This window comes from Brachybacterium sp. NPDC056505 (assembly GCF_042794925.1).
Classification (GTDB): domain Bacteria; phylum Actinomycetota; class Actinomycetes; order Actinomycetales; family Dermabacteraceae; genus Brachybacterium; species Brachybacterium kimchii.
In genome coordinates this window covers 235,169-254,046 of record NZ_JBHTSV010000001.1, presented here as the reverse complement: position 1 = coordinate 254,046, position 18,878 = coordinate 235,169, and the positions used below count along the sequence as shown (strand labels likewise).

Here is an 18,878-nt window from a genome sequence, read left to right as displayed (position 1 = left end):
GGTGTCGCCGACCTCCACCATTGACCGGTCAACCGGTTGTGTTCTACGGTCTGGCCTGAGCCGCGGCGCCTCCGCGACCCCGCCGCGCCGAGACCCCGCCTCCGCGCGCCCGCCGCCAGCACACGCCCACTCGACGAGGAGTCATCGTGGACTCACGCATCCCGCAGCCCGATCCGTCCACCGCCTCCCGCACGCCCGCCGGAGACTCCCCCGTCGCCCTCGCCCCCGGCTCCGTCGACACCGATCCGGGCCGCCGCTACACGATCTACCTCGTGATCGTCGCCCTGCTGGGCTGGGCGCTCGCGGCCTACGACACGAACCTGTTCAACCTGACGATCGCGGACATCACCTCCGAGCTGGGCATCTCCGCCTCGGCCCTCGGCGTGATGGGCATGCTCGTCTACGCCGCGGAGTTCGCGATCGCGCTGTGGATGGGCCGCGTGATGGACGCCCGCGGCAGGCGCTTCGCCTGGATGCTGTGCCTGATCGCGGCCGGCGTGTTCACGGGCCTGACGTTCTTCGTGCAGGGGTTCTGGAGCCTGGTGCTGGTGCGCGCGCTGGCGTCGGGCTTCGCCAACGCCGAGCTCGCGGTCTCCGTGACGCTCGTGAACGAGCAGGTGCCCGCCCGGCGCCGCGGCATGCTCTACTCGATCGTCCAGTCCGGGTACACCGTGGGCGTGTTCATGGCCTCGGGGATGTACCTGCTGGTCTCGGGCCTGGGCTGGCGGGCGGTGTTCCTCTTCGGCGTGCTGCCGCTCGTGCTCGTCGCGATCGCCCGCGCGAAGGTCCGCGAGTCGCCCCGCTACCTGCACATACGCTCGCTGCGCGCGGCGCTCGGCCGCGGGGACGACGCGGAGGTCGCGCGCCTGCAACGGGTGATGCCGGTGGACGTCTCCCAGCTCGAGAAGGGCACCTTCCGCCAGCTGTTCTCGGCCGCCGGCGGGGTGCGGCGCACCGCCGTGAGCCTCTCGGTCACCTGGCTGCTCTACGGCATGTCCTATGTCGCCACGAACATCTACCTCGCCTACTGGATGGCCGAGGTGAAGGGCTGGGCGTCCTCCGCCGTCGCCGCCCTGCTGCTCGTCGGCGGAGCCGCCGGGGTCGTCTTCTACCTGGTGGGCGGGCTGCTCGGCGAGCGCTTCGGCCGACGCTCCGTCCTCATCGGCTCGGCGGCCGCGATCGCTCCGCTCGCGCTGATCATCCTGGTCTCCGACCGCTCGAGCGTGCTGCTGGTCGCGATCTTCTTGCTGTTCCAGGCCACCAACGGCCCCTGGTCGGGCGTCGGCTACACCTACCAGGCCGAGGTCTACCCGACCCGCGTGCGCGCGCTCGGCGTGAGCTGGATGAGCGGCATGCTCGTGGGAGGCTTCATGCTGGGGAGCCTGCTGTGGGCGATGCTCACCGCGACCACCTCCCTGACCAGCACGTGGATCATCATCGCCGTGGCCCTCGGCGCCGCCCAGGCCGTTTCCACGATCTTCCTGCCCACGGTCGTCCCCGGCCAGGAGCTCGAGGCGATCGCCCGATGACCGAAGGATCAGAGCCCATGGCCGACGCGCCCACCGACCTCGGCGCCGAGCAGCCCATCGATCACCGCACCGCACACTCCCTCGGAGGCTGGTCCGTGCGCTGCGAGGGCGACGAGATCAGCGAGATCGCCTGGAACGGCACGGTGCTGCTGGAGTCCGCGCGCCCCGCGCTGCGCGACCGGGACTGGGACACCGTGGCACCGGAGGTCCTCGAGGAGGAGTGGTCCCGCAGCGCCGGCCCCTCGCTCACCCGTACCCTGCGCGTGAGCTACGCGGGCGCGGACGGCGAGGCGAGCGCCCTCTCGGAGCTCACGCTGACCCCCGCGCGCCTGAACCTGCGCTTCACGGTCACGGCCGGGACCCCGCTGGCCACGAACCGCGTGGGCCTCACCGCCATGCTCCCGCGCGCCATGGCGGGCGACGACGCGGTCGTGACGACGACCCGCGGCGACCGACGGGACGTCCGCTTCCCCCGGCCGATCTCCCCGTGGCAGCCGCTGTTCGACATCCGCGCCCTGGACCTCGACCACGCCGGGGTGCGGGCGCGCCTCGAGCTGTCGGGCGACGTGTTCGAGATGGAGGACCAGCGGAACTGGACCGACGCGAGCTTCAAGATCTACTCGCGTCCGCTCGCCCTGCCCTTCCCGTACGAGGTCGCCGCAGGCGAGAGCGTCACCCAGGAGATCACCCTGGTCCCGGAGCCCGCCGCGTCGCAGGCGCAGCTCCCTCCCACCTCGTCGTCGGAATCGGCCCCGCCCGCTCTCGCCGAGCTCCTCGCGGCCGCCTCCGCCTGCACGCTTCCGCGCCTCGGCCTCGGCGCCACGACCGCGGCGGCCCACGTGCAGCGCGGCCGCCCGTTGCCGATCTCGGCCGAGGCGGGGTTCGACCACCTGATGGTCGAGGTCAGCGAGCGGTTCGCCCTAGAGCGCGTGCTCGCGGCAGCCGCTGAGGAGGCCGCCGCGACGAGCCTGCCCGTCGACCTGCGGATCATCGCCTCCGAGGCCACGGACGTGCCTGCGCTCCTCGACGCGGCCGACGCCGCAGGCCTGCCCGTGCAGCGGATCGGGATCGTCGACGAGACGCGGCACGTGACGACGGCCGAGCTCTGGGAGCGTCTGCGCCGCGCCTGCGCGGACAGCAGCGCGGAGCTCGTCGCGGGGTCGCGCACCCACTTCACCGAGCTGAACCGGGAGATCCATGCGATCCCCGCGGCCGAAGTCCTCTCCTTCCCCTCGACCCCGCAGATGCACATGCGCGAGAGCTGGCATGTGGCCGAGAGCGTCGCCGCCCTCGGGGACGTGCTCGCCTCGGCGCGGATGCTGCGGCCGACGGCGCGTCTGCATCTCGGTCCCCTCACGCTGCGTCCTCGGGTGAACGCGGTCGCGACGCAGGCGGAGGCCGTCGACCGCGCCGACGCCTCCGGCTGGGGCGCGCACCTGGTGCCCGGCGGCGCGGATCCCCGGCAGCGCACCGACTGGGCTGCCGCCTGGGCGGCCGCCGCGCTCGCGGAGGCGTCCCACGGCTGCGTCGAGAGCGTCACCCTGGGCGAGCTCGCCGGGCCCCGGGGCGTGCTCACCGGAGACGCTGAGGCTCCGCTGACCCCTCTGGGCGACCTGCTGGTCGCTCTCGCACCCTGGTCGGGCCGGGAGGTGCGCGTGCTCCGCGGACCCGGAGGCCCCGGCACAGCCCTGATCGCCCGAGGCGACGTGGTCCTGCTGGTCAACGCCCGCCTCGAGGACTGGGAGGCGGCGGCAGGCACAGACGACGGGCGGCCGCTGCGCGTGGCCGCAGGCACCGTGCTCCGCGTCGGCCCCAGCGACGAGGCCGGGCCCGCCCCGCGCTCTTGATACCTTCACCTCATGCCAGCCTTCTCCGACAGCACCTCCGACGCGATCGCATCGTCGCTGGCAGCCGTGCCCGCCGGCACCCCTGTCTCCGAGGTCGCCCGTCGGCTGCTGGACCTCCTGACCGGCGGTGACGTCGCCCCCGGCACGCGCCTGCCCCCGGAGCGCCAGCTCGCGACCTCGCTCGGCGTGGGCCGCTCGGCGGTGCGCGAGGCCCTGGCCGCCCTCGAGATCCTGGGGATCGTCGACGTGCGGCCCGGATCGGGCACCTACCTGCGCGGATCAGCGAGCGACCTGCTCCCCCAGACCCTGCGCTGGGGCCTGATGATCGGCAAGCAGAACACCGACCAGCTCAACGAGCTGCGCGCGGGACTCGAGAGCTATACGGCGCGTCTGGCGGCCGACAGGATCACGACGGAGCAGCTGGAGACGCTGCGCGGCACAACGGCGACCATGGCCGAGAGCCTCGAGGACCTCAAGGGCTTCGTCGCGGCCGACGCCGCCTTCCACGAGGTGCTCGCCGCCGCGGCCGACAACGCCATGCTCACCGACCTGCTCCAGGTCACCCGCAGCCTGCTGCGCGTCTACAACGACCGCGCCGTGCGGGACCGCGAGGACATGGAGGCCGCCCGCGCGGAGCACGCGAAGATCCTCGCCGCCCTCGAGGAGGGCAACGGTGAGCGCGCGGCCTCGGCGATGGTCGCGCACATGGCGACCGCCCGCGACCGGATCCTCGAGGCCACCGAGGGCTGAGGCCCCCGCGCCATGCAGCGCTGGGAGCCCGGCACGATGCGGTCGCCGCCAGCGAGCACAGGCATGGCAGGCCCCCTGACCCCAGCCAGCCGTTCACATGGGCTCAACGAGGTGACCCGCCCCGGGCGAGCCGTGCCCGTCACGCGCATTTCGGAGTTCTCGACCACTGGACCGCCCCAGCATGGAAGACTCGACCAGAGCCACCTTCATAGAATCGGGCAGCTATGCCAGTCAGACCCATAGACTTCGCTCTCGATCTCCTCGACCGCGCCGAAGCGATCGCTCAACGCGCCGGAACCCCTTCCACGGAGACGCACTGCGTCGAAGACGACCTCTTGAGGTCCTCATGGGTCTTTATCGGGGCCTCACTGGACACGTACTTCCACGAGGCGATCCGCCGCGACATGCTCAACAACGTGAGCAAGAAGGCGCGGAACTTCAGTGTCCCGCTCGGCGACGTCGACGACATGATCGCCCTGTTCCTCAAGAATCGTCAGGGATCTCGACCACGAGCGAAACTGAGCAACATCATCCACCAAGCACTCCTCAAGGAGACGTTCCAAGGATCAACGAACGTCGAACGAGCTTTCGCTCTTCTCGGGAAGACCAAGTATTGGGCATCAATCGCGTCCGCGATGAACGAGAGTCCCGAAGAGGTCAAGGCGCGCTTGAACAGGCAATACGCCCGGAGGAACAAGATCGCTCACGAGGGTGATTACTCACGCCAGGCCCGTCCTCGCAGAACGTGGTACGACCTGATCACGCGGGCCGAGGTCGACGAAGAGATCCAGTGGATGCGTCGCTTCGTGAAGGCCGCAGACGCACTGTAGGCGCCCCGCATTGCCGGCGAGCTCACTCCGCCCTCTCCCGCGCAGCGGACCAGTGCCACCCCCTTGAGCCGACACCCGAGCCCTCCGTCCTGCCACGCAACCGGTTGACCAATATGGGCCCTCGCGCCTACCCTGGTCCCATCACGAACTGCGGGCGGCGCACCCTCCCCCGCACCACGACGAGGTGAGGCGAGAGGTGACGCGAGTGGACCAGGCCCGGAGCTCTGAGCGCAGGACCGACGGGCGCCGCATGGACATCGGCATCGGCAGCTACGCCCTGTTCTGGGAGGGCAGCGAGCACAACCCCGACCGCCTCGGCATCGCGGACATGATCGACCGCGCCGCACAGCTGGGCTGCGACGTCTTCCAGATCTGCGACGATCCGCGCATCGAGGACGCCGATGCGGACGAGCTGGCCGCCCTGCGCGAGCGCGCCGCACGGCATGGACTGCGCCTCGAACTCGGCACCCGGACGATCGATCCCGACCACCTCGCCCGCCACCTCGCGATCGCCCGCGCCCTCGATGTGCGCGTGCTGCGCTCGATGATCCAGACCCATGAGGTCTCCGACGGCATCGAGCAGGCGGTCCTCGCCCTGCGCACCACGCTCCCCCTGCTCGAGTCCTCCGGCATCGCCCTCGCCCTCGAGACCTACGAGCAGCTGCCCACGGAGGACCTGCTGCGGATCGTGCGCGCCCTGGACTCCCCGCTCGTGGGGATCTGCCTGGACCCCGGCAACTGCGTCTCCGCGCTCGAGCACCCGGACGACGTCATCGACGCCGTCGCCCCCTTCACCCTCGACCTGCACGTCAAGGACTTCCGCTTCGCCCGCCAGGAGGGCTGGGTGGGCTTCACCTTCTCCGGCGCCCGCATGGGCGAGGGCCTGCTGGACCTCGATCACGAGCTCGACGCCGTCTACCGCGAGGGCCGGCGCCCCGCCGCGATCGCCGAGCACTGGCTGCCCTGGCAGGGCGATGCCGCGACCACGATCGCACGCGAGCGCGACTGGACCGAGGCGACCCTCTCCGCCCTGCGTGCGCGCCAATGACCCGTCGGCCCGGCCCCAGCGGCCCGGCCCCATCGACCGACCCGTCGGCCCGCACCGCTGACCACCCGACCACTCATTCATCCGCCACCGACCAGGAGGACTCCATGACCACCACCGACAGCCGTGACCTGAACCCGCTCAAGGGCAAGAGCGTCGAGCTCGACGCGAGCCTCACCGTCGCCGTCGTCGGCGCCGCCGGGAAGATGGGCACGCGCGTGTCCAACAACCTCAACCTCACCGACGCGACCATCCACTACTGCGAGTCCTCCCCCTCCGGCATCGAGCGCGTCGAGGCGCTGGGCCGCACCGTGAGCGACATCGACGAGGTCGCCGGCGAGTGCGACGTCGTCATCCTCGCCGTGCCCGACGTGGTCCTCGGGAAGGTCTCCGAGCAGGTCGTGCCGAAGATGAAGGCCGGCTCGGTGCTGCTCACCCTGGACCCCGCCGCCGCCTATGCGGGCCTGCTCGCCACCCAGGAGGGCGTGCTGCAGGCGTGCGCCCACCCGGCGCACCCCTCGGTGTTCCTCGAGCGCACCAGCGCCGAGGAGTGGGCGGACACCTTCGGCGGCATCGCCGCCCCGCAGGAGGTCGTCGCCGCCCTCGAGGGCGAGGAGGACGCCTCGGCCGGGGCCGACGACGAGCGCGCCGCCGCGAAGAAGCGCGTCGAGGACGTCATCCGCGCGATCTACGCCCCCGTGATCGACGTGCACTGGGTGACCGTCAAGCAGCTCGCCCAGCTCGAGCCCACGCTCGTGGAGACCACCGGCTGCATGATCGGCCAGTTCCTCAAGGACTCCATGGACTACGCGATCAACGAGCAGGGCATCCCCGAGGACGCCGTGAAGGCGATCTTCTACGGCCACATCTTCATCTCGCTTACCAACGCCCTGCGCGGCTCGAACCCGTTCTCCGACGCCTGCCTGCTGGCGATGGACTACGGCCGCGAGTCGATCATCCGCGAGGACTGGCAGAAGATCTGGAAGGACTCCGAGCTCGACTCCGTCATCGCCAAGATGCTGAAGATCGACGCCGTGAAGCGCTGATCCCGCCCGCACGGCCGGAGGGCCGACGAGAAGGGCCGCCCTCGAGGGAGATCTCGGGGCGGCCCTTCGGCTGTGCCGGGAATCCGAGCGTGAGGCCCGACGGGTCCCGCGGCCACGACGTCAGTCCGTGCCGGCACCCGTCACAGCGAGGTCATGCCGCCGTCCACGCGAAAGATCGCGCCGGTGGCGAAGCTGGACTCCTCGCTCGCGAGGTAGACCATGATGCCGGTGACGTCGTCGGGGGTGCCCGCGCGGCCGAGCGGCGTGCGTCCGACGATCCCCTCGCGGGCACCCGGGTCCTCGGAGATCGTGGTGACCAGCGACGTCTCGGTGTATCCGGGCACCACCGTGTTCACGCGGATGTTGTCGCCCGCGTACGCCATCGCGGTCGCGCGCACGAGGGAGTGGATGCCGCCCTTCGTGGAGCTGTAGGCGGCGAAGTCGGCGCCCTCGCCGTTCAGGCCCGTCGGGCTGCCGGTGCAGATGATGGAGCCGCCACCAGAGGCGAGCAGCGCGCGCACCCCGTGCTTGACGGTGAGGAAGGTGCCGGTGAGGTTCACCGCGAGCGTCCTGTTCCAGGCCTCGAGCGGCACGTCGGCGGTCTTCGCGTCCTGTCCGAACAGCTGCACGCCGGCGTTCGCGACGACCACATCGGGCGAGGCGCCGCGCACGGCGAGGTCCGCGTAGGCGGCCTCGACGCTCGACTCGTCGGAGACGTCCATGCGGATGGCCTGGGAGCCGGTCTCGTCGGCGGCCTCGCGGGCCGCCTGCTCGTCGATGTCGGCATAGATGACGCGCGCGCCCTCGGCTGCGAAGCGGTCGGCGATCGCGCGGCCGATGCCGGAGCCGGCGCCCGTGACCAGGGCCGTCCTGCCGTCGAGACGCTGGGTGGTGGGTGTCATCGGTCCTCCATCGTCGGGGGTGCGGGAGGGCGACCGGTCGACGGCGCGGGCATCAGCACTCCGTGCGACCAACCGGTTCACCACTCGTGGTCAGAGTAGTGCCCCACGATCCTGCGAGCCAGGCCTCGGGTCCGGCGGGTCGCCGTCCTGGGGGCCGCCGTCCAGGGACCAGCCGCCCAACGACCCACCGTCCTGGGGCCCGCCGGTCCCGCGGGATCAGCCCCTCGCGTGCTCCGCACCGATCCGCAGCAGCTCGAGGTACCCCTCGATCTCCCACGCAGTGCGACCGACGAACAGACCGGTGACGTGCTCGATCCCGAGCAGGTCGGCCGCGTTCTCGAGGTTCACGGAGCCGCCGTACAGCAGGCCCTTCACGCGGCCCGTGTACTCGGCGCCGAGGGCCGCGAAGGGCTCCACGAGCTCCTCGACAGTAGCCGGGCGCCCCTTCTCCCCGATCGCCCAGATGGGCTCGTAGGCGATGACGACGTCGGCCAGCTGATCCTCGGTGAGCCCCTCGAGAGCGCCGCGCGCCTGCTCGAGGATGAAGGCGGAGGAGCCTCCGGCGTCCTTCACCTCAGCGCTCTCGCCGATGCACAGCAGGGGCGTGAGCCCGTGCCGCAGCGAGGCCGCGACCTTGAGGCGCGTGGTCTCGACGGTCTCTCCGAAGTGCTCGCGGCGCTCGGAGTGGCCGATCTCGACGATCTGCGCGCCCGCGTCCTTCGCCTGCGGCACGGAGATCTCGCCGGTCCATGCGCCGGCGTCCTCCCAGTGCGCGTTCTGCACGCCCAGCAGCACGGGCGAGTCCTCGGCGAGGATCTGCGCGACGGTCGTCGTGGCGGTGAAGGAGGGGATGACGAAGGGCTGCACGCCCTCGGGGGCGGGGCCGTCCAGGTTCTCGACGAGCGCCGACGTCCACTCGCGCGCGTCGGCGAGGGTCTTGTTCATCTTCCAGCTGGTGCCGATCCAGAGGGGCTGCATGGGGGTGGTTCCTCGCTGTTCGTGGTGGTGCAGAGCGGTGGTGGCACGGAGTCCCGATGGTCCGGCGGCTCGCGGAGTCAGCGGATCGCACGGGCCCCGGGGACGAGGACCGGCGTCGACCTTCGGGGAGGGTCGGCCGCACGGGACGCTACCGGGAGGCGTTCCCGCGGGAACGCCCGCTCTCGCCTGTCGAGCCGATTCTTCCCGATGAGTGGAACGGATCGCCGCCGACGCCCGATGCGCGGACTCGGTGAAGGGCGGATTCGCGGCAGCATGCCGGTCGAGGTGTGGGGGCGTTACGAGTTGCGGTGGGTTTTCGTTCCCATCCGCTCGCCGCGGGTCCGTCGGCCTGCAGGGCATTCCGTCGCTTTTCCACCGCAACTCGTAGCGTCCAGCACCCTCGCCCGTCGCCCCTCCCCCGTCGCCCGTCGCGCCTCGACCCTCACCCCTCGCGCCTCACCGGAGCCAGCCGAAGGCGCGCACCCACGTCGGGACCGCGCGCACCGGCTCCGAGCACGACGGACGATCCCCAGCCCGGCGGGCGATCCTCAGCCCGGCGGATGACCCCGACCACGACGGGCGATCCTATAGGTGGCACCCACTCGCGCGCCGCAGCCCCGCTTGACATCGACCCCCGTTGCGGAAATCCTATAGGAACAGTCGTCGCGAAGGAGACCGAAGATGCTCACTGCCGAGTCCTGGCCGATCGCCGCCAACATGCTCTCGTTCGGCGCCACCGCGCCCGACGGCGGCCACATCAAGGACGCGCCCGCGAGCGTGTGGGCCTCCCAGATGCGCCAGGCCCGCGACCTCGGCATCACCCAGATCGACCCGACCGACGCCTGGGTGCCCCTCGCCCGTCTGAGCGACGCACGCGTCGAGGAGTTCCGCAGCACGCTGGAGGACGCGGGCCTCACCATCCCCTCGATCTCGATGACCCGCAGCTCCGTCGTCGACCGGGAGAAGGGCGAGGACTTCCTCGCCGAGGCCCACCGGCTGATGGACATCGCGCCCAGCTTCGGGGCGAGCGTCGTGAACATCGGCTTCATGCAGGCCCTCACCCCCGCCCAGGCCGACGCCATCTGGTTCTGGCTCGAGGACGGCCACCGCGACGACCCGGCGCTGCGCGATCTCGCGATCCAGCGCACGCGCGAGCTCGGCGACCACGCGAAGGCGAACGGCCTGCAGCTCAGCCTCGAGATGTACGAGGACACCTACGTCGGCACCCCCGAGGACGCCGTCGCGTTCCTGAAGGACGTCGACCACGAGGCCGTCGGCCTGAACCCGGACCTCGGCAACCTGGTGCGCCTGCACCGGCCGATGCCGCATCCGAGCGACATGTACGAGACGGTGCTGCCCCACGCGAACTTCTGGCACATCAAGAACTACACGCGGGACTTCGACCCGGCGACCGGCGCGTACACGTCGGCGCCCATGCCGCTGAAGTACGGCTACGTGAACTACCGGCAGGTCATCCGCCGCGCCCTCGAGCTCGGCTACACCGGGCCCTTCTGCTGCGAGCACTACGGCTCGGACTCCCTGGGCGTGATCGCCGAGAACATCCAGTACATCCGCCAGGTGCTCGCCTCCGCGCTCGCCTGAGCACGCCCCCGCACCACCCCGCCCCACCCCACATCTGCGAAGGAGCAGCAATGACCAGCACGTTCCCCGAGAACCGCACCGCCGTCGTCACCGGGGCGGGCGCCCCGCGCGGCATCGGCCGCCACGTCGCCCGCGCCCTCACCGGCGCCGGCTGGGACGTGGCCGTCCTCGACATCGACGAGGCCTCCGTCCAGGAGTTCGCCACCGAGCTCGCCGCCGAGTCCGGCCGCAGCGTGGTCGGCATCGGCGTCGACATCTCCGACAAGGAGTCCGTCGAGGCGGCCTTCGCGATCATCGACCGCGACCTGCCGCCCGTGCTCGCCGAGGTGAACCTCGCCGGCATCCCCAGCCCCCACACGATCTTCGAGCTCGACGCCGCGACCTGGGACCGCGTCATGGACGTCAACGCCAAGGGCACCCTGTTCATGATGCAGGCCGCGGCGACCCGCATGATCGAGGGCGGCCACGGCGGACGCATCGTCAACACCTCCTCGATCACCGCCTACGACGGCGGCGGCACCTTCTCCAAGACCGGCTACGCCGCGGCGAAGGCGGCCGTGCTGGGCCTGACCCGAGGCGGCGCCCGAGAGCTCGGGAAGCACGGCATCACCTGCAACGCGATCGTCCCGGGCCCCATCGACACCGACATCATGGGCGGCACCCTCACCGACGAGCGCAAGGCTGGGATGTCATCCGACATCCCGCTGCAGCGCGTCGGCCAGCCGCAGGAGGTCGCGGGCCTCATCAAGTTCCTGGTCAGCGAGGATTCGAGCTTCGTCAACGGGGACTCCGTCTTCGTCGACGGCGGCAAGCACATGGTCTGACCCCACCACCGTCGGCCGGGCCGCGCGACCCCCGCAGCACCCGCAGCATTCCCTGTGCGCGCCCGGCCGATCCCCTCCTGCACGTCCTGAGGAGCATTCCGTGACGACGACGTCATCCCCATCCGGCGACCGCCCGGAGCAGCCCGCCGCGACGCCCGACGCCCGCGCCGTGCACACCGTCGACGAGGCGGAGCAGCTCGCCTTCTCGCCCGCGGTCGCCTCGGCCACCCGCAAGGCCCGCTGGCGGCTGCTGCCCTTCCTCATGCTCATGTTCGTCATCGCGTTCATCGATCGCTCGAACATCGGCTTCGCCGAGGAGTCCCTCGAGGTTCACGCCGGCCTCGGGGCCGCGGCCTACGCCTTCGGGGCCGGGCTGTTCTTCCTCGGCTATGCCGTCTTCGAGGTGCCCTCGAACCTGATCATGCACAGGGTCGGGGCGCGCTGGTGGATGGCGCGGATCATGGTCTCCTGGGGCGTGGTCGCCGGACTGTTCATGGTCACGACCGGCCCGGTCATGTTCTACGTCCTGCGGTTCCTGCTGGGCGTCGCCGAGGCGGGCTTCTTCCCCGGCGTCATCCTGTACCTCACGTACTGGTTCCCGCGCCGCACGCGCGGCCAGGCCACGGCCCTGTTCTACCTGGGGCTGCCGATCGCGAACGTCGTCGGCGGGCCGTTGTCCGGCGGACTCCTCGAGCTCGACGGCGCGCTCGGACTGCACGGCTACCAGTGGATGTTCCTGCTCGAGGGCCTGCTCGCGGTGATCGTCGGCGTGATAGCGATCTTCGCGCTCACCGACCGCCCCGCCCGCGCCCGCTGGCTCACCGCCGGCGAGCGGGACGCCCTCGAGGGCGTCCTCGCGGCCGAGGCGGAGACGAAGGAGCAGGTCGCGAAGCTCTCCTGGTGGAGGGCGCTGCTGAACCCGCGCGTGCTCTACTTCGCCCTCATCTACCTCACCATCCAGGTCGCCGTGTACGGTCTGACGTTCTTCCTGCCCGCGCAGGTCGCGAGCATCACCGGCCGCGAGGTCGGCTTCCTGGTCGGCCTGCTGGTGGCGATCCCGTGGCTGTGCGCACTGGTCGTGAACCTGTTCGTCGGCCGCTGGGCGGACCGTCGGGCGGCCTACCGCTCGACCGCGACGCTCATGCTCGTGCTCTCGGGAGTGGGGCTCGCGGCGAGCGCCTTCCTCAGCCAGCCGGTGCTCGCGATGGCCGCGCTGTGCCTCGCCGCGATCGGCTTCGTCTCCGCGCAGCCGATCTTCTGGAACATCCCCACCGGCTATCTCTCCGGCGCCGCCATGGCGGCGGGCGTCGGCCTCATCAACGGGCTCGGGAACCTGGGCGGCTTCATCGCTCCGAACCTGCGCTCCTGGATGGTGACCGCGTTCGACAGCCAGGCCGCGGGCCTGGTCATGCTCGCGATCGCCCCGTTCGTCGGCGCCCTCCTGGTCGCCGGCACCGCCCTGTTCGAACGGCGCGACGGCGCCGCGCGGACCGGGCACGGCACCGCCTGAAGGCGGGCCCTCACCGCGGAGCACCGCCGCTCCCCTCTCCCCGAGAAGGTCACCATGAGCCTCGACGCCGAGGACGCCCGCCGCGCGCGGGACCACCGCAAAGTCCGCAACCTCCGCTACTTCGTGCTGATCTGGCTGCTGCTGGCCGGGGTCCTGAACTACATGGACCGCGCCTCGGTCTCGATCGCCGCGCCCCACATGATCGACGAGCTCGGCCTCACCCAGACGGACATCGGCCTCATGGGCAGCGTGTTCTCCTGGACGTACGCGATCTGCCAGCTGCCCGTCGGCTACCTCATCGACAAAGTCGGGCCGCGGCGTATGTACTTCCTGGCCGTCGGCATCTGGTCGATCGCCTCGGCGCTGATGGCCGCCGGGCACACGCTCGGCCACTTCCTCGTCTTCCGCGTGCTGCTGGGCATCGGCGAGTCCCCGAACTCCCCCAACAGCTCGAAGATCTCCACCCACTGGTTCCCGCGCTCCGAGCGCGGCCAGGCCGCCGGGATCTGGGACTCGGGCTCGAAGTGGGGCTCGGCGATCGCGCCGCCCGTGCTCACGGTGCTCATGCTCGCCTTCGGCTGGCGGGCGATGTTCCTGGCCCTGGGCGTCGCGGGCATCGTGCTCGCCGCGGCCTTCTGGGCGTTCTACCGTGCCCCCGAGGACGCCAAGCGCCTCTCCGACGAGGAGTACCGGCACATCCTCGCCGGCCGCGACGCCGCCGAGAGCGCCGACGCCGTGAAGATCCCCTGGCTGAAGCTGTTCACGTTCCGCCAGACCTGGGGCATGATGCTCGGCTTCTTCACCTCGATCTGGATCTGGAACATCTTCATCACCTTCCTGCCGCTGTTCCTCCAGCACTCGCTGGGCGTCTCGATCGCGCAGACGGGTGTGGTCGCTGCGATCCCCTACGTGGTCGCCGCGCTCGGCGCGATCTTCGGCGGACGCATCACGCTGATCCTCGCGCGGCGCGGACGCACGCCCCTCGCCTCCAAGCGGATCGTGCTGGTCATCGCCTCGATCGTGATCGGCGTGCTGCTGTGCCTGGTGCCGCTCGTCCACACGCTCGCCCTGGCGCTGGTGGTGCTGAGCCTCGCGCTCGGCCTGATCGCGGTCGTGCAGGCGCAGGCCTGGGCCGTCACCTCCGACATCGTGCCCGACGCCTACGCGGCCCGGTTCGGCGGCATCATGAACTTCGGCGGCTACTTCGGCGGCGCGCTCGCCCCGGTGATCACCGGCATGGTGTTCGACGCGACCGGCAGCTACTCGCCCTCGTTCGTGCTCGCCGGCGTGATCGCGGCCTGCGGCGCCCTGTTCTTCGGGCTGCTGATCCGTCGGCCGATCCCGCAGCGCGAGGCGACAGAGTCCGCGGAGGTCGGCGCCGCATGACCCGCCCCGACCGCACCATCATTCCCACGCACCCCACGCACCCCAGGAGGCTCGCATGAGCAGCACACCCTGGCGCCTCGCCGTCGCCGCCGAGGGCATCGACGCATCCGGCCGCACCATCCACGGCGACATCGGTCTGGGCTCGCTCGCCGAGCACGGCATCGAATGGTCGCCGATCGACGTCGCCCAGCAGGAGCTCACGGCACACACGCTCCACGGCTTCGACGCCGTGCTGCTGATGGGCGAGTCGCCCTTCGGCGAGGAGCAGCTGGGCGGGCAGCTCGGCGATGCGCAGCTGGGCGACGCGCCGCCGGGCGAGGAGACGACGATCAAGCACGTCGCGCGGTTCGGGGCGGGCTTTGACCAGGTCGACCTCGAGGCCTGCGCCGCCCGCGGGATCCCGGTGACCAATGCGCCGACGGGGCTGCGCGTGCCGATGGCCCACGCCGCGCTCACCTTGCTGTTCGCCCTCGCCCACCACCTGGTCCCGAAGTCGCAGCTGGTGCGCACCGGGCACTGGGAGCAGCGCGCGGGACTGCGCGGGCGCGGGCTCGCGAGCGCGACGATCGGCGTGGTCGGGCTCGGCGGCATCGGCCGTGAGACCGTGCGTCTGCTGCGCGGGCTCGGCCTCGACGTGATCGCCTACAACCGCACGCCGCGTCCCGAGTTCTGCGCCGAGCAGGGCGTCGAGCAGGTGGAGCTGCCGGAGCTGCTGCGCCGCAGCGACTTCGCGATCCTCACCGTCTCCTCGAACGCACAGACCCGCCACCTCATCGGCCGGGCCGAGCTCGAGGCGCTCGGGGCCGACGGGCACCTCATCAACGTCGCCCGCGGCGCGGTCGTCGACGAGCGAGCGCTCGTCGAGGCGCTGCGCGAGGGCACGATCGCCGGCGCCGCCCTCGACGTCTTCGAGACAGAGCCGCTGCCGACGACCAGCCCGCTGCTCGAGCTCGACAACGTGCTGCTCACCCCGCACTCCCTGTGCTGGACTGCGGACTTCACCGCGGCGACGGCGGCCGAGGTCCTCGGCGAGGTGATCGCCGTGGCCGAGGGCCAGGAGCCCGCGCACCTGGTGAACGCTCCGCGCCCCTCGGGGGCCGCCGCCTGACCTGCACAGGGACCGATCCGAACGATCCATCCGACCCGAGGACTCCGTCGGACCGCAGGACCCGTCGGCCTGAGAGCATCGCCCGATCCGAGGAGGAGACATGCCCGAGAACCCGCTGTCCGGAGCCGTCGAATTCGCGAAGATGATCGCCGCGGGCGGCCTGCGCGTCGACCCCGTCGAGTCCGCGCCGTCGGTCGAGGACTTCCGCGCCCTCGCGAGGCGGCGTCTGCCGACGATGGCCTTCGACATCATCGACGGGGCCTCGAACCACGAGATCACGAAGTCCGTGAACGAGGAGGACCTGCGCAGGGTGAGATTCCGGCCCCGGTGGCTCACCGACATCTCGCACGTGGACATCGCCACCGAGGTCGACGGGATGGCCCTGGCGCGCCCCTACGTGCTGGGGCCGCTGGGTCTGCAGCGGATGATCGGAGGCACCGGAGAGCTGCCCGCCGTGCGCGCGGCCGGGAAGGCGGGCATCCCGTTCACGATCTCGACCGCCTCGAACTGGTCGATGGAGGAGATCGCCGACGCCGCGACCGGGCCGCTCTGGTACCAGCTGTACATGTACAAGAGCGAGCGGATCGTCACCAACCTGATCCAGCGCGCGCAGGCCATCGGCGCCGAGGCCATGGTGGTCACGGTCGACGTCCCGCTGAACGGCAAGCGCTACCGCGACCACCGCAACGGCATGTCGATCCCGCCCAAGGTGACCGCGCGCAACGCCCTGGAGGCGGTGCGGCACCTGGACTGGACGCTCGCGATTATGCGCCCGCCGGCCATCGGCTTCCGCAACCTGCGCGGCGAGATCCAGGGCGACAATGCCGTCTCGCACCAGGAGTTCGTCGCGAAGTACCTCGCGAACCTCACTCTGACCTGGGACAGCATCGAGGATGTGCGCAGGCAGTGGGACAGCCCGCTGTACCTCAAGGGGATCCTCACGCCCGAGGACGCCCAGCGCGCACGGAACGTCGGCGCGCAGGGCATCTATGTCTCCAACCACGGCGGACGTCAGCTCGACTCCTCGCCGAGCACCATCAGCGTGCTGCCGAGCATCGTCGACGCCGTGGGCGCGGACATGACCGTGGTCTTCGACTCCGGCGTGCGGACCGGGGACGACATCGCCAAGGCCCTCGCCGTCGGCGCGGACCTGGTCTCCGTGGGCCGCGCCTGGGGCTATGCGAACGCCGCCGCCGGCGAGCGCGGCGTCGCCCGCGTCATCGACATCCTCGACGAGGAGCTCTCACTGGCCATGGGCCAGCTCGGCGCGCCCAGCGTCGCCGTGCTGGACCGCGGGTTCGTGGACTACCCGGAGGCCTGGCACGGGGTGGGGGTGCATCGGGAGCCGGAGGGGTGAGGTCAGGGACGGCCGACGGAACATCCGAGCGGGCACGCAGGTCGGGAGGCGCGTCGCCTCTGGCGAGCACTCTCGTAGGGTGAAGGCATGTGGATCGTCATCGCCCTGCTGGCTGCAGGTGCAGTCTTCGGGTTCCTCGTCAGGCTCGCGACCCGCCCGATACGGACCCTGGTGAACACGCTGAGGGTTCTCCTCTTCGCGCTCGGCGTGCTGATCCTGATCATCTACTTCGTCGTGGGTGGAGATGTGCCCGATGAGAGCCGCGCCGAGCTCATCCCCATCATCGCTGCGGCGTTCGGAGCGTGGCTGCTCACGTTCATCATCCCCGCAGTACTCGGGCTGCTGATCGGATCCCGCGACCGGGGCTGACCCTGCACCGACCGTCCGCGGAGCGCTCCCCTCACGCGCCACCCGTCGCCTCGACCCTCCGCACCACCATCGCATCGAGCGCGACCATCCACGCCACGAGATCGAAGAGCGCACCGTCCACACGGGGATCGCTCACGTGCTCCGCCTCGATCAGCGGTCCCATGCCGGAGAACCAGACCCGCGGCGGAGGATCCCAGCGCGCGAGCTCGAGCCAGACGGCAGACTCCTCCTCACCGCAGAACCAGTGCAGGAGAACGGTCGCCGTCCCCGTGTCCGGTGAGCCGACGTCGTGCGCGTCGAGCAGGATGCTGACTCCCACCATCTCGGGGTCGTCGGTGGGCTCGGAACGGACGTCCCGCAGCAGACCGCTTCCGGACAGGGAGAGCATCGGCACCTCCGTGGGCCACGCGCTGAGTGATGCGTGCACCCTACGGGACGAGGCGCTGCGCGCCTCCGGCTCAGCTATCGCCTCAGACTCCGGACCAGCTGCCGACTGAGCTTCCGACGCACCGCCTTCCTACACGATCGCTCCGCACATCCATCGCTTCACACCCTGTCGCCACGCTCGTCGACTCGACACCCGGAACACTCTGGCAGATATCCAATAGGATCTATAGGATTGCGGCATCGCGTTGCGGACGACTCCGGCTGCCTCCGGAGGGGGGCCCCCGCGCACATGACGATTCGCGGGCCCTCGCGCCCGCGCACGCACGCCTCGCACCGCGCGAACCCGCGCACCCCAGACGAAGGAGTCTTCTCATGACCATCAGCACCGTGACCGTCGTCGGCGCCGGCTACATGGGCGGAGGCATCGCGCAGGTGCTGGCCATGGCCGGCCTCCCCGTCCAGATCGCCGACGTGAGCGTCGAAGCCGCCGACGCTGCCCTCGAGCGCATCCTCGGCGAGGCCCGCGCGAGCGAGGAGCAGGGGCTCGTACCCGCCGGCAGCGCCGACGCGGTCGCCGCCCACCTCAGCGCCGGCAAGACCATCGAGGAGGCCGTGGCCGACGCGGACTTCATCGAGGAGGCCGTCTTCGAACTGCCCGAGGTCAAGCAGGAGGTGCTGGGCCGGATCTCCGCCGCGGCCCGCCCCGACGCGATCATCGGCACGAACACCTCGACGATCCCCGTGCGCGTCCTCGCCCCCGCCGTCACCCGCCCCGAGCGCTTCCTCACCGTGCACTTCTCCAACCCGATGCCCTTCATCCCGGGCGTCGAGCTGGTCGCGGGCGAGGCCACCACCCAGGAGTCGATCGACGCGGTCAAGGACCTGCTGGCCCGTGCCGACTGCGAGGGCGCCCAGGTCGCCGACACCCCGGGCATGGTCCTGAACCGCCTGCAGTACGCCCTGCTCAAGGAGGCCACGAGCGTGGTCGAGGAGGGCGTGGCGACCGTGGACGACGTGGACACGATCGTGCGCACCACCTTCGGCTTCCGCCTGGGCTTCTTCGGGCCCTTCGCGATCGCCGATCAGGCGGGGCTCGACGTCTACGCCAACTGCTTCCGCACCTTCGAAGAGGCCTACGGCGAGCGTCTGGCGACCCCCGAGCTGCTGAAGGACGCGGTCGCCGCAGACCGCAAGGGCCTGAAGAACGGCCACGGCCTCGTCGAGGACTACGACGAGGACACCAAGGCCGAGCTCATCGCCTACCGCAACAAGGCCTACGCCCGCATGCGCGAGGTCCTGCGCGACCTCGGCCCCGCCCCGCGCGGCACGAAGCGCCCGTCGTCCTGACCCGTCGGCCGATCCCCTCGACCCGACCCGCCGAAGCGCCCGCAGCCTGTCGTGCCGACCC

General features: G+C 71.1%; 17 protein-coding genes. 14 read left to right on the top strand and 3 right to left on the bottom strand.

Going from position 1 to position 18,878, the window contains the following annotated elements; translation table 11 throughout:
• Nucleotides 1–146: 146 nt before the first annotated feature.
• From ACFQ53_RS01190 to ACFQ53_RS01165, 6 genes are all read left to right on the top strand, one after another.
• Complete coding sequence (locus tag ACFQ53_RS01190) at nt 147–1,529, top strand: MFS transporter (protein ID WP_377854144.1); 1,383 nt, start codon at nt 147–149, stop codon at nt 1,527–1,529.
• A 17-nt stretch (nt 1,530–1,546) separates the two neighbouring features.
• Nucleotides 1,547–3,376: a hypothetical protein gene (locus tag ACFQ53_RS01185; protein WP_377854141.1), complete on the top strand. Its 1,830-nt coding sequence runs from the start codon at nt 1,547–1,549 to the stop codon at nt 3,374–3,376.
• A 12-nt stretch (nt 3,377–3,388) separates the two neighbouring features.
• Nucleotides 3,389–4,126 (top strand): FadR/GntR family transcriptional regulator, encoded by a 738-nt coding sequence (locus ACFQ53_RS01180; protein WP_377854138.1) that lies wholly within the window; start codon nt 3,389–3,391, stop codon nt 4,124–4,126.
• 224 nt (nt 4,127–4,350) lie between these two features.
• Nucleotides 4,351–4,956: a HEPN domain-containing protein gene (locus tag ACFQ53_RS01175; RefSeq protein WP_377854135.1), complete on the top strand. Its 606-nt coding sequence runs from the start codon at nt 4,351–4,353 to the stop codon at nt 4,954–4,956.
• Between the two features lie 205 nt (nt 4,957–5,161).
• Entirely contained in the window at nt 5,162–6,004 is an 843-nt protein-coding gene (locus ACFQ53_RS01170; RefSeq protein ID WP_377854132.1) for a sugar phosphate isomerase/epimerase family protein, read from the top strand.
• A 104-nt stretch (nt 6,005–6,108) separates the two neighbouring features.
• Nucleotides 6,109–7,047, top strand: coding sequence for a phosphogluconate dehydrogenase C-terminal domain-containing protein (locus ACFQ53_RS01165; RefSeq protein WP_283257934.1), 939 nt, complete (start codon nt 6,109–6,111; stop codon nt 7,045–7,047).
• Nucleotides 7,048–7,187: 140 nt separating this feature from the next.
• On the opposite strand, the gene ACFQ53_RS01160 is transcribed toward ACFQ53_RS01165, so the two are convergent.
• Both ACFQ53_RS01160 and ACFQ53_RS01155 read right to left on the bottom strand, forming a co-directional pair.
• Nucleotides 7,188–7,949 (bottom strand): SDR family NAD(P)-dependent oxidoreductase, encoded by a 762-nt coding sequence (locus tag ACFQ53_RS01160; RefSeq protein ID WP_377854128.1) that lies wholly within the window; start codon nt 7,947–7,949, stop codon nt 7,188–7,190.
• A 216-nt stretch (nt 7,950–8,165) separates the two neighbouring features.
• Entirely contained in the window at nt 8,166–8,927 is a 762-nt protein-coding gene (locus tag ACFQ53_RS01155; RefSeq protein WP_377854125.1) for a triose-phosphate isomerase, read from the bottom strand.
• A gap of 681 nt (nt 8,928–9,608) precedes the next feature.
• Between ACFQ53_RS01155 and ACFQ53_RS01150 the strand changes: the two genes are divergently transcribed.
• The 7 genes from ACFQ53_RS01150 (at nt 9,609) to ACFQ53_RS01120 (ending at nt 17,083) form a co-directional block, all read left to right on the top strand.
• The gene (locus tag ACFQ53_RS01150) at nt 9,609–10,529 is read left to right on the top strand and encodes a sugar phosphate isomerase/epimerase family protein (RefSeq protein ID WP_377854122.1); all 921 of its coding nucleotides are present in this window, start codon (nt 9,609–9,611) and stop codon (nt 10,527–10,529) included.
• A gap of 50 nt (nt 10,530–10,579) precedes the next feature.
• Nucleotides 10,580–11,353 carry an SDR family NAD(P)-dependent oxidoreductase gene (locus ACFQ53_RS01145; protein ID WP_377854119.1) on the top strand — a complete coding sequence of 258 codons (774 nt, stop codon included), beginning with the start codon at nt 10,580–10,582 and terminating at the stop codon, nt 11,351–11,353.
• A gap of 100 nt (nt 11,354–11,453) precedes the next feature.
• Nucleotides 11,454–12,863, top strand: coding sequence for an MFS transporter (locus ACFQ53_RS01140; protein WP_377854116.1), 1,410 nt, complete (start codon nt 11,454–11,456; stop codon nt 12,861–12,863).
• A 54-nt stretch (nt 12,864–12,917) separates the two neighbouring features.
• On the top strand, nt 12,918–14,249 hold the full coding sequence (locus ACFQ53_RS01135) for an MFS transporter (protein WP_377854114.1): 1,332 nt from the start codon (nt 12,918–12,920) through the stop codon (nt 14,247–14,249).
• Between the two features lie 55 nt (nt 14,250–14,304).
• Nucleotides 14,305–15,357 (top strand): 2-hydroxyacid dehydrogenase, encoded by a 1,053-nt coding sequence (locus ACFQ53_RS01130; protein ID WP_377854111.1) that lies wholly within the window; start codon nt 14,305–14,307, stop codon nt 15,355–15,357.
• 100 nt (nt 15,358–15,457) lie between these two features.
• Entirely contained in the window at nt 15,458–16,714 is a 1,257-nt protein-coding gene (locus ACFQ53_RS01125; protein WP_377854108.1) for an alpha-hydroxy acid oxidase, read from the top strand.
• 87 nt (nt 16,715–16,801) lie between these two features.
• Nucleotides 16,802–17,083: a hypothetical protein gene (locus ACFQ53_RS01120; RefSeq protein ID WP_377854105.1), complete on the top strand. Its 282-nt coding sequence runs from the start codon at nt 16,802–16,804 to the stop codon at nt 17,081–17,083.
• Between the two features lie 31 nt (nt 17,084–17,114).
• On the opposite strand, the gene ACFQ53_RS01115 is transcribed toward ACFQ53_RS01120, so the two are convergent.
• The gene (locus tag ACFQ53_RS01115; RefSeq protein WP_377854102.1) at nt 17,115–17,471 is read right to left on the bottom strand and encodes a hypothetical protein; all 357 of its coding nucleotides are present in this window, start codon (nt 17,469–17,471) and stop codon (nt 17,115–17,117) included.
• Nucleotides 17,472–17,842: 371 nt separating this feature from the next.
• Here ACFQ53_RS01115 and ACFQ53_RS01110 point away from each other — a divergent pair, with 371 nt between their 5' ends.
• Nucleotides 17,843–18,817, top strand: a complete 975-nt coding sequence (locus ACFQ53_RS01110; RefSeq protein WP_377854099.1) for a 3-hydroxyacyl-CoA dehydrogenase family protein — start codon at nt 17,843–17,845, stop codon at nt 18,815–18,817.
• Nucleotides 18,818–18,878: the final 61 nt, after the last annotated feature.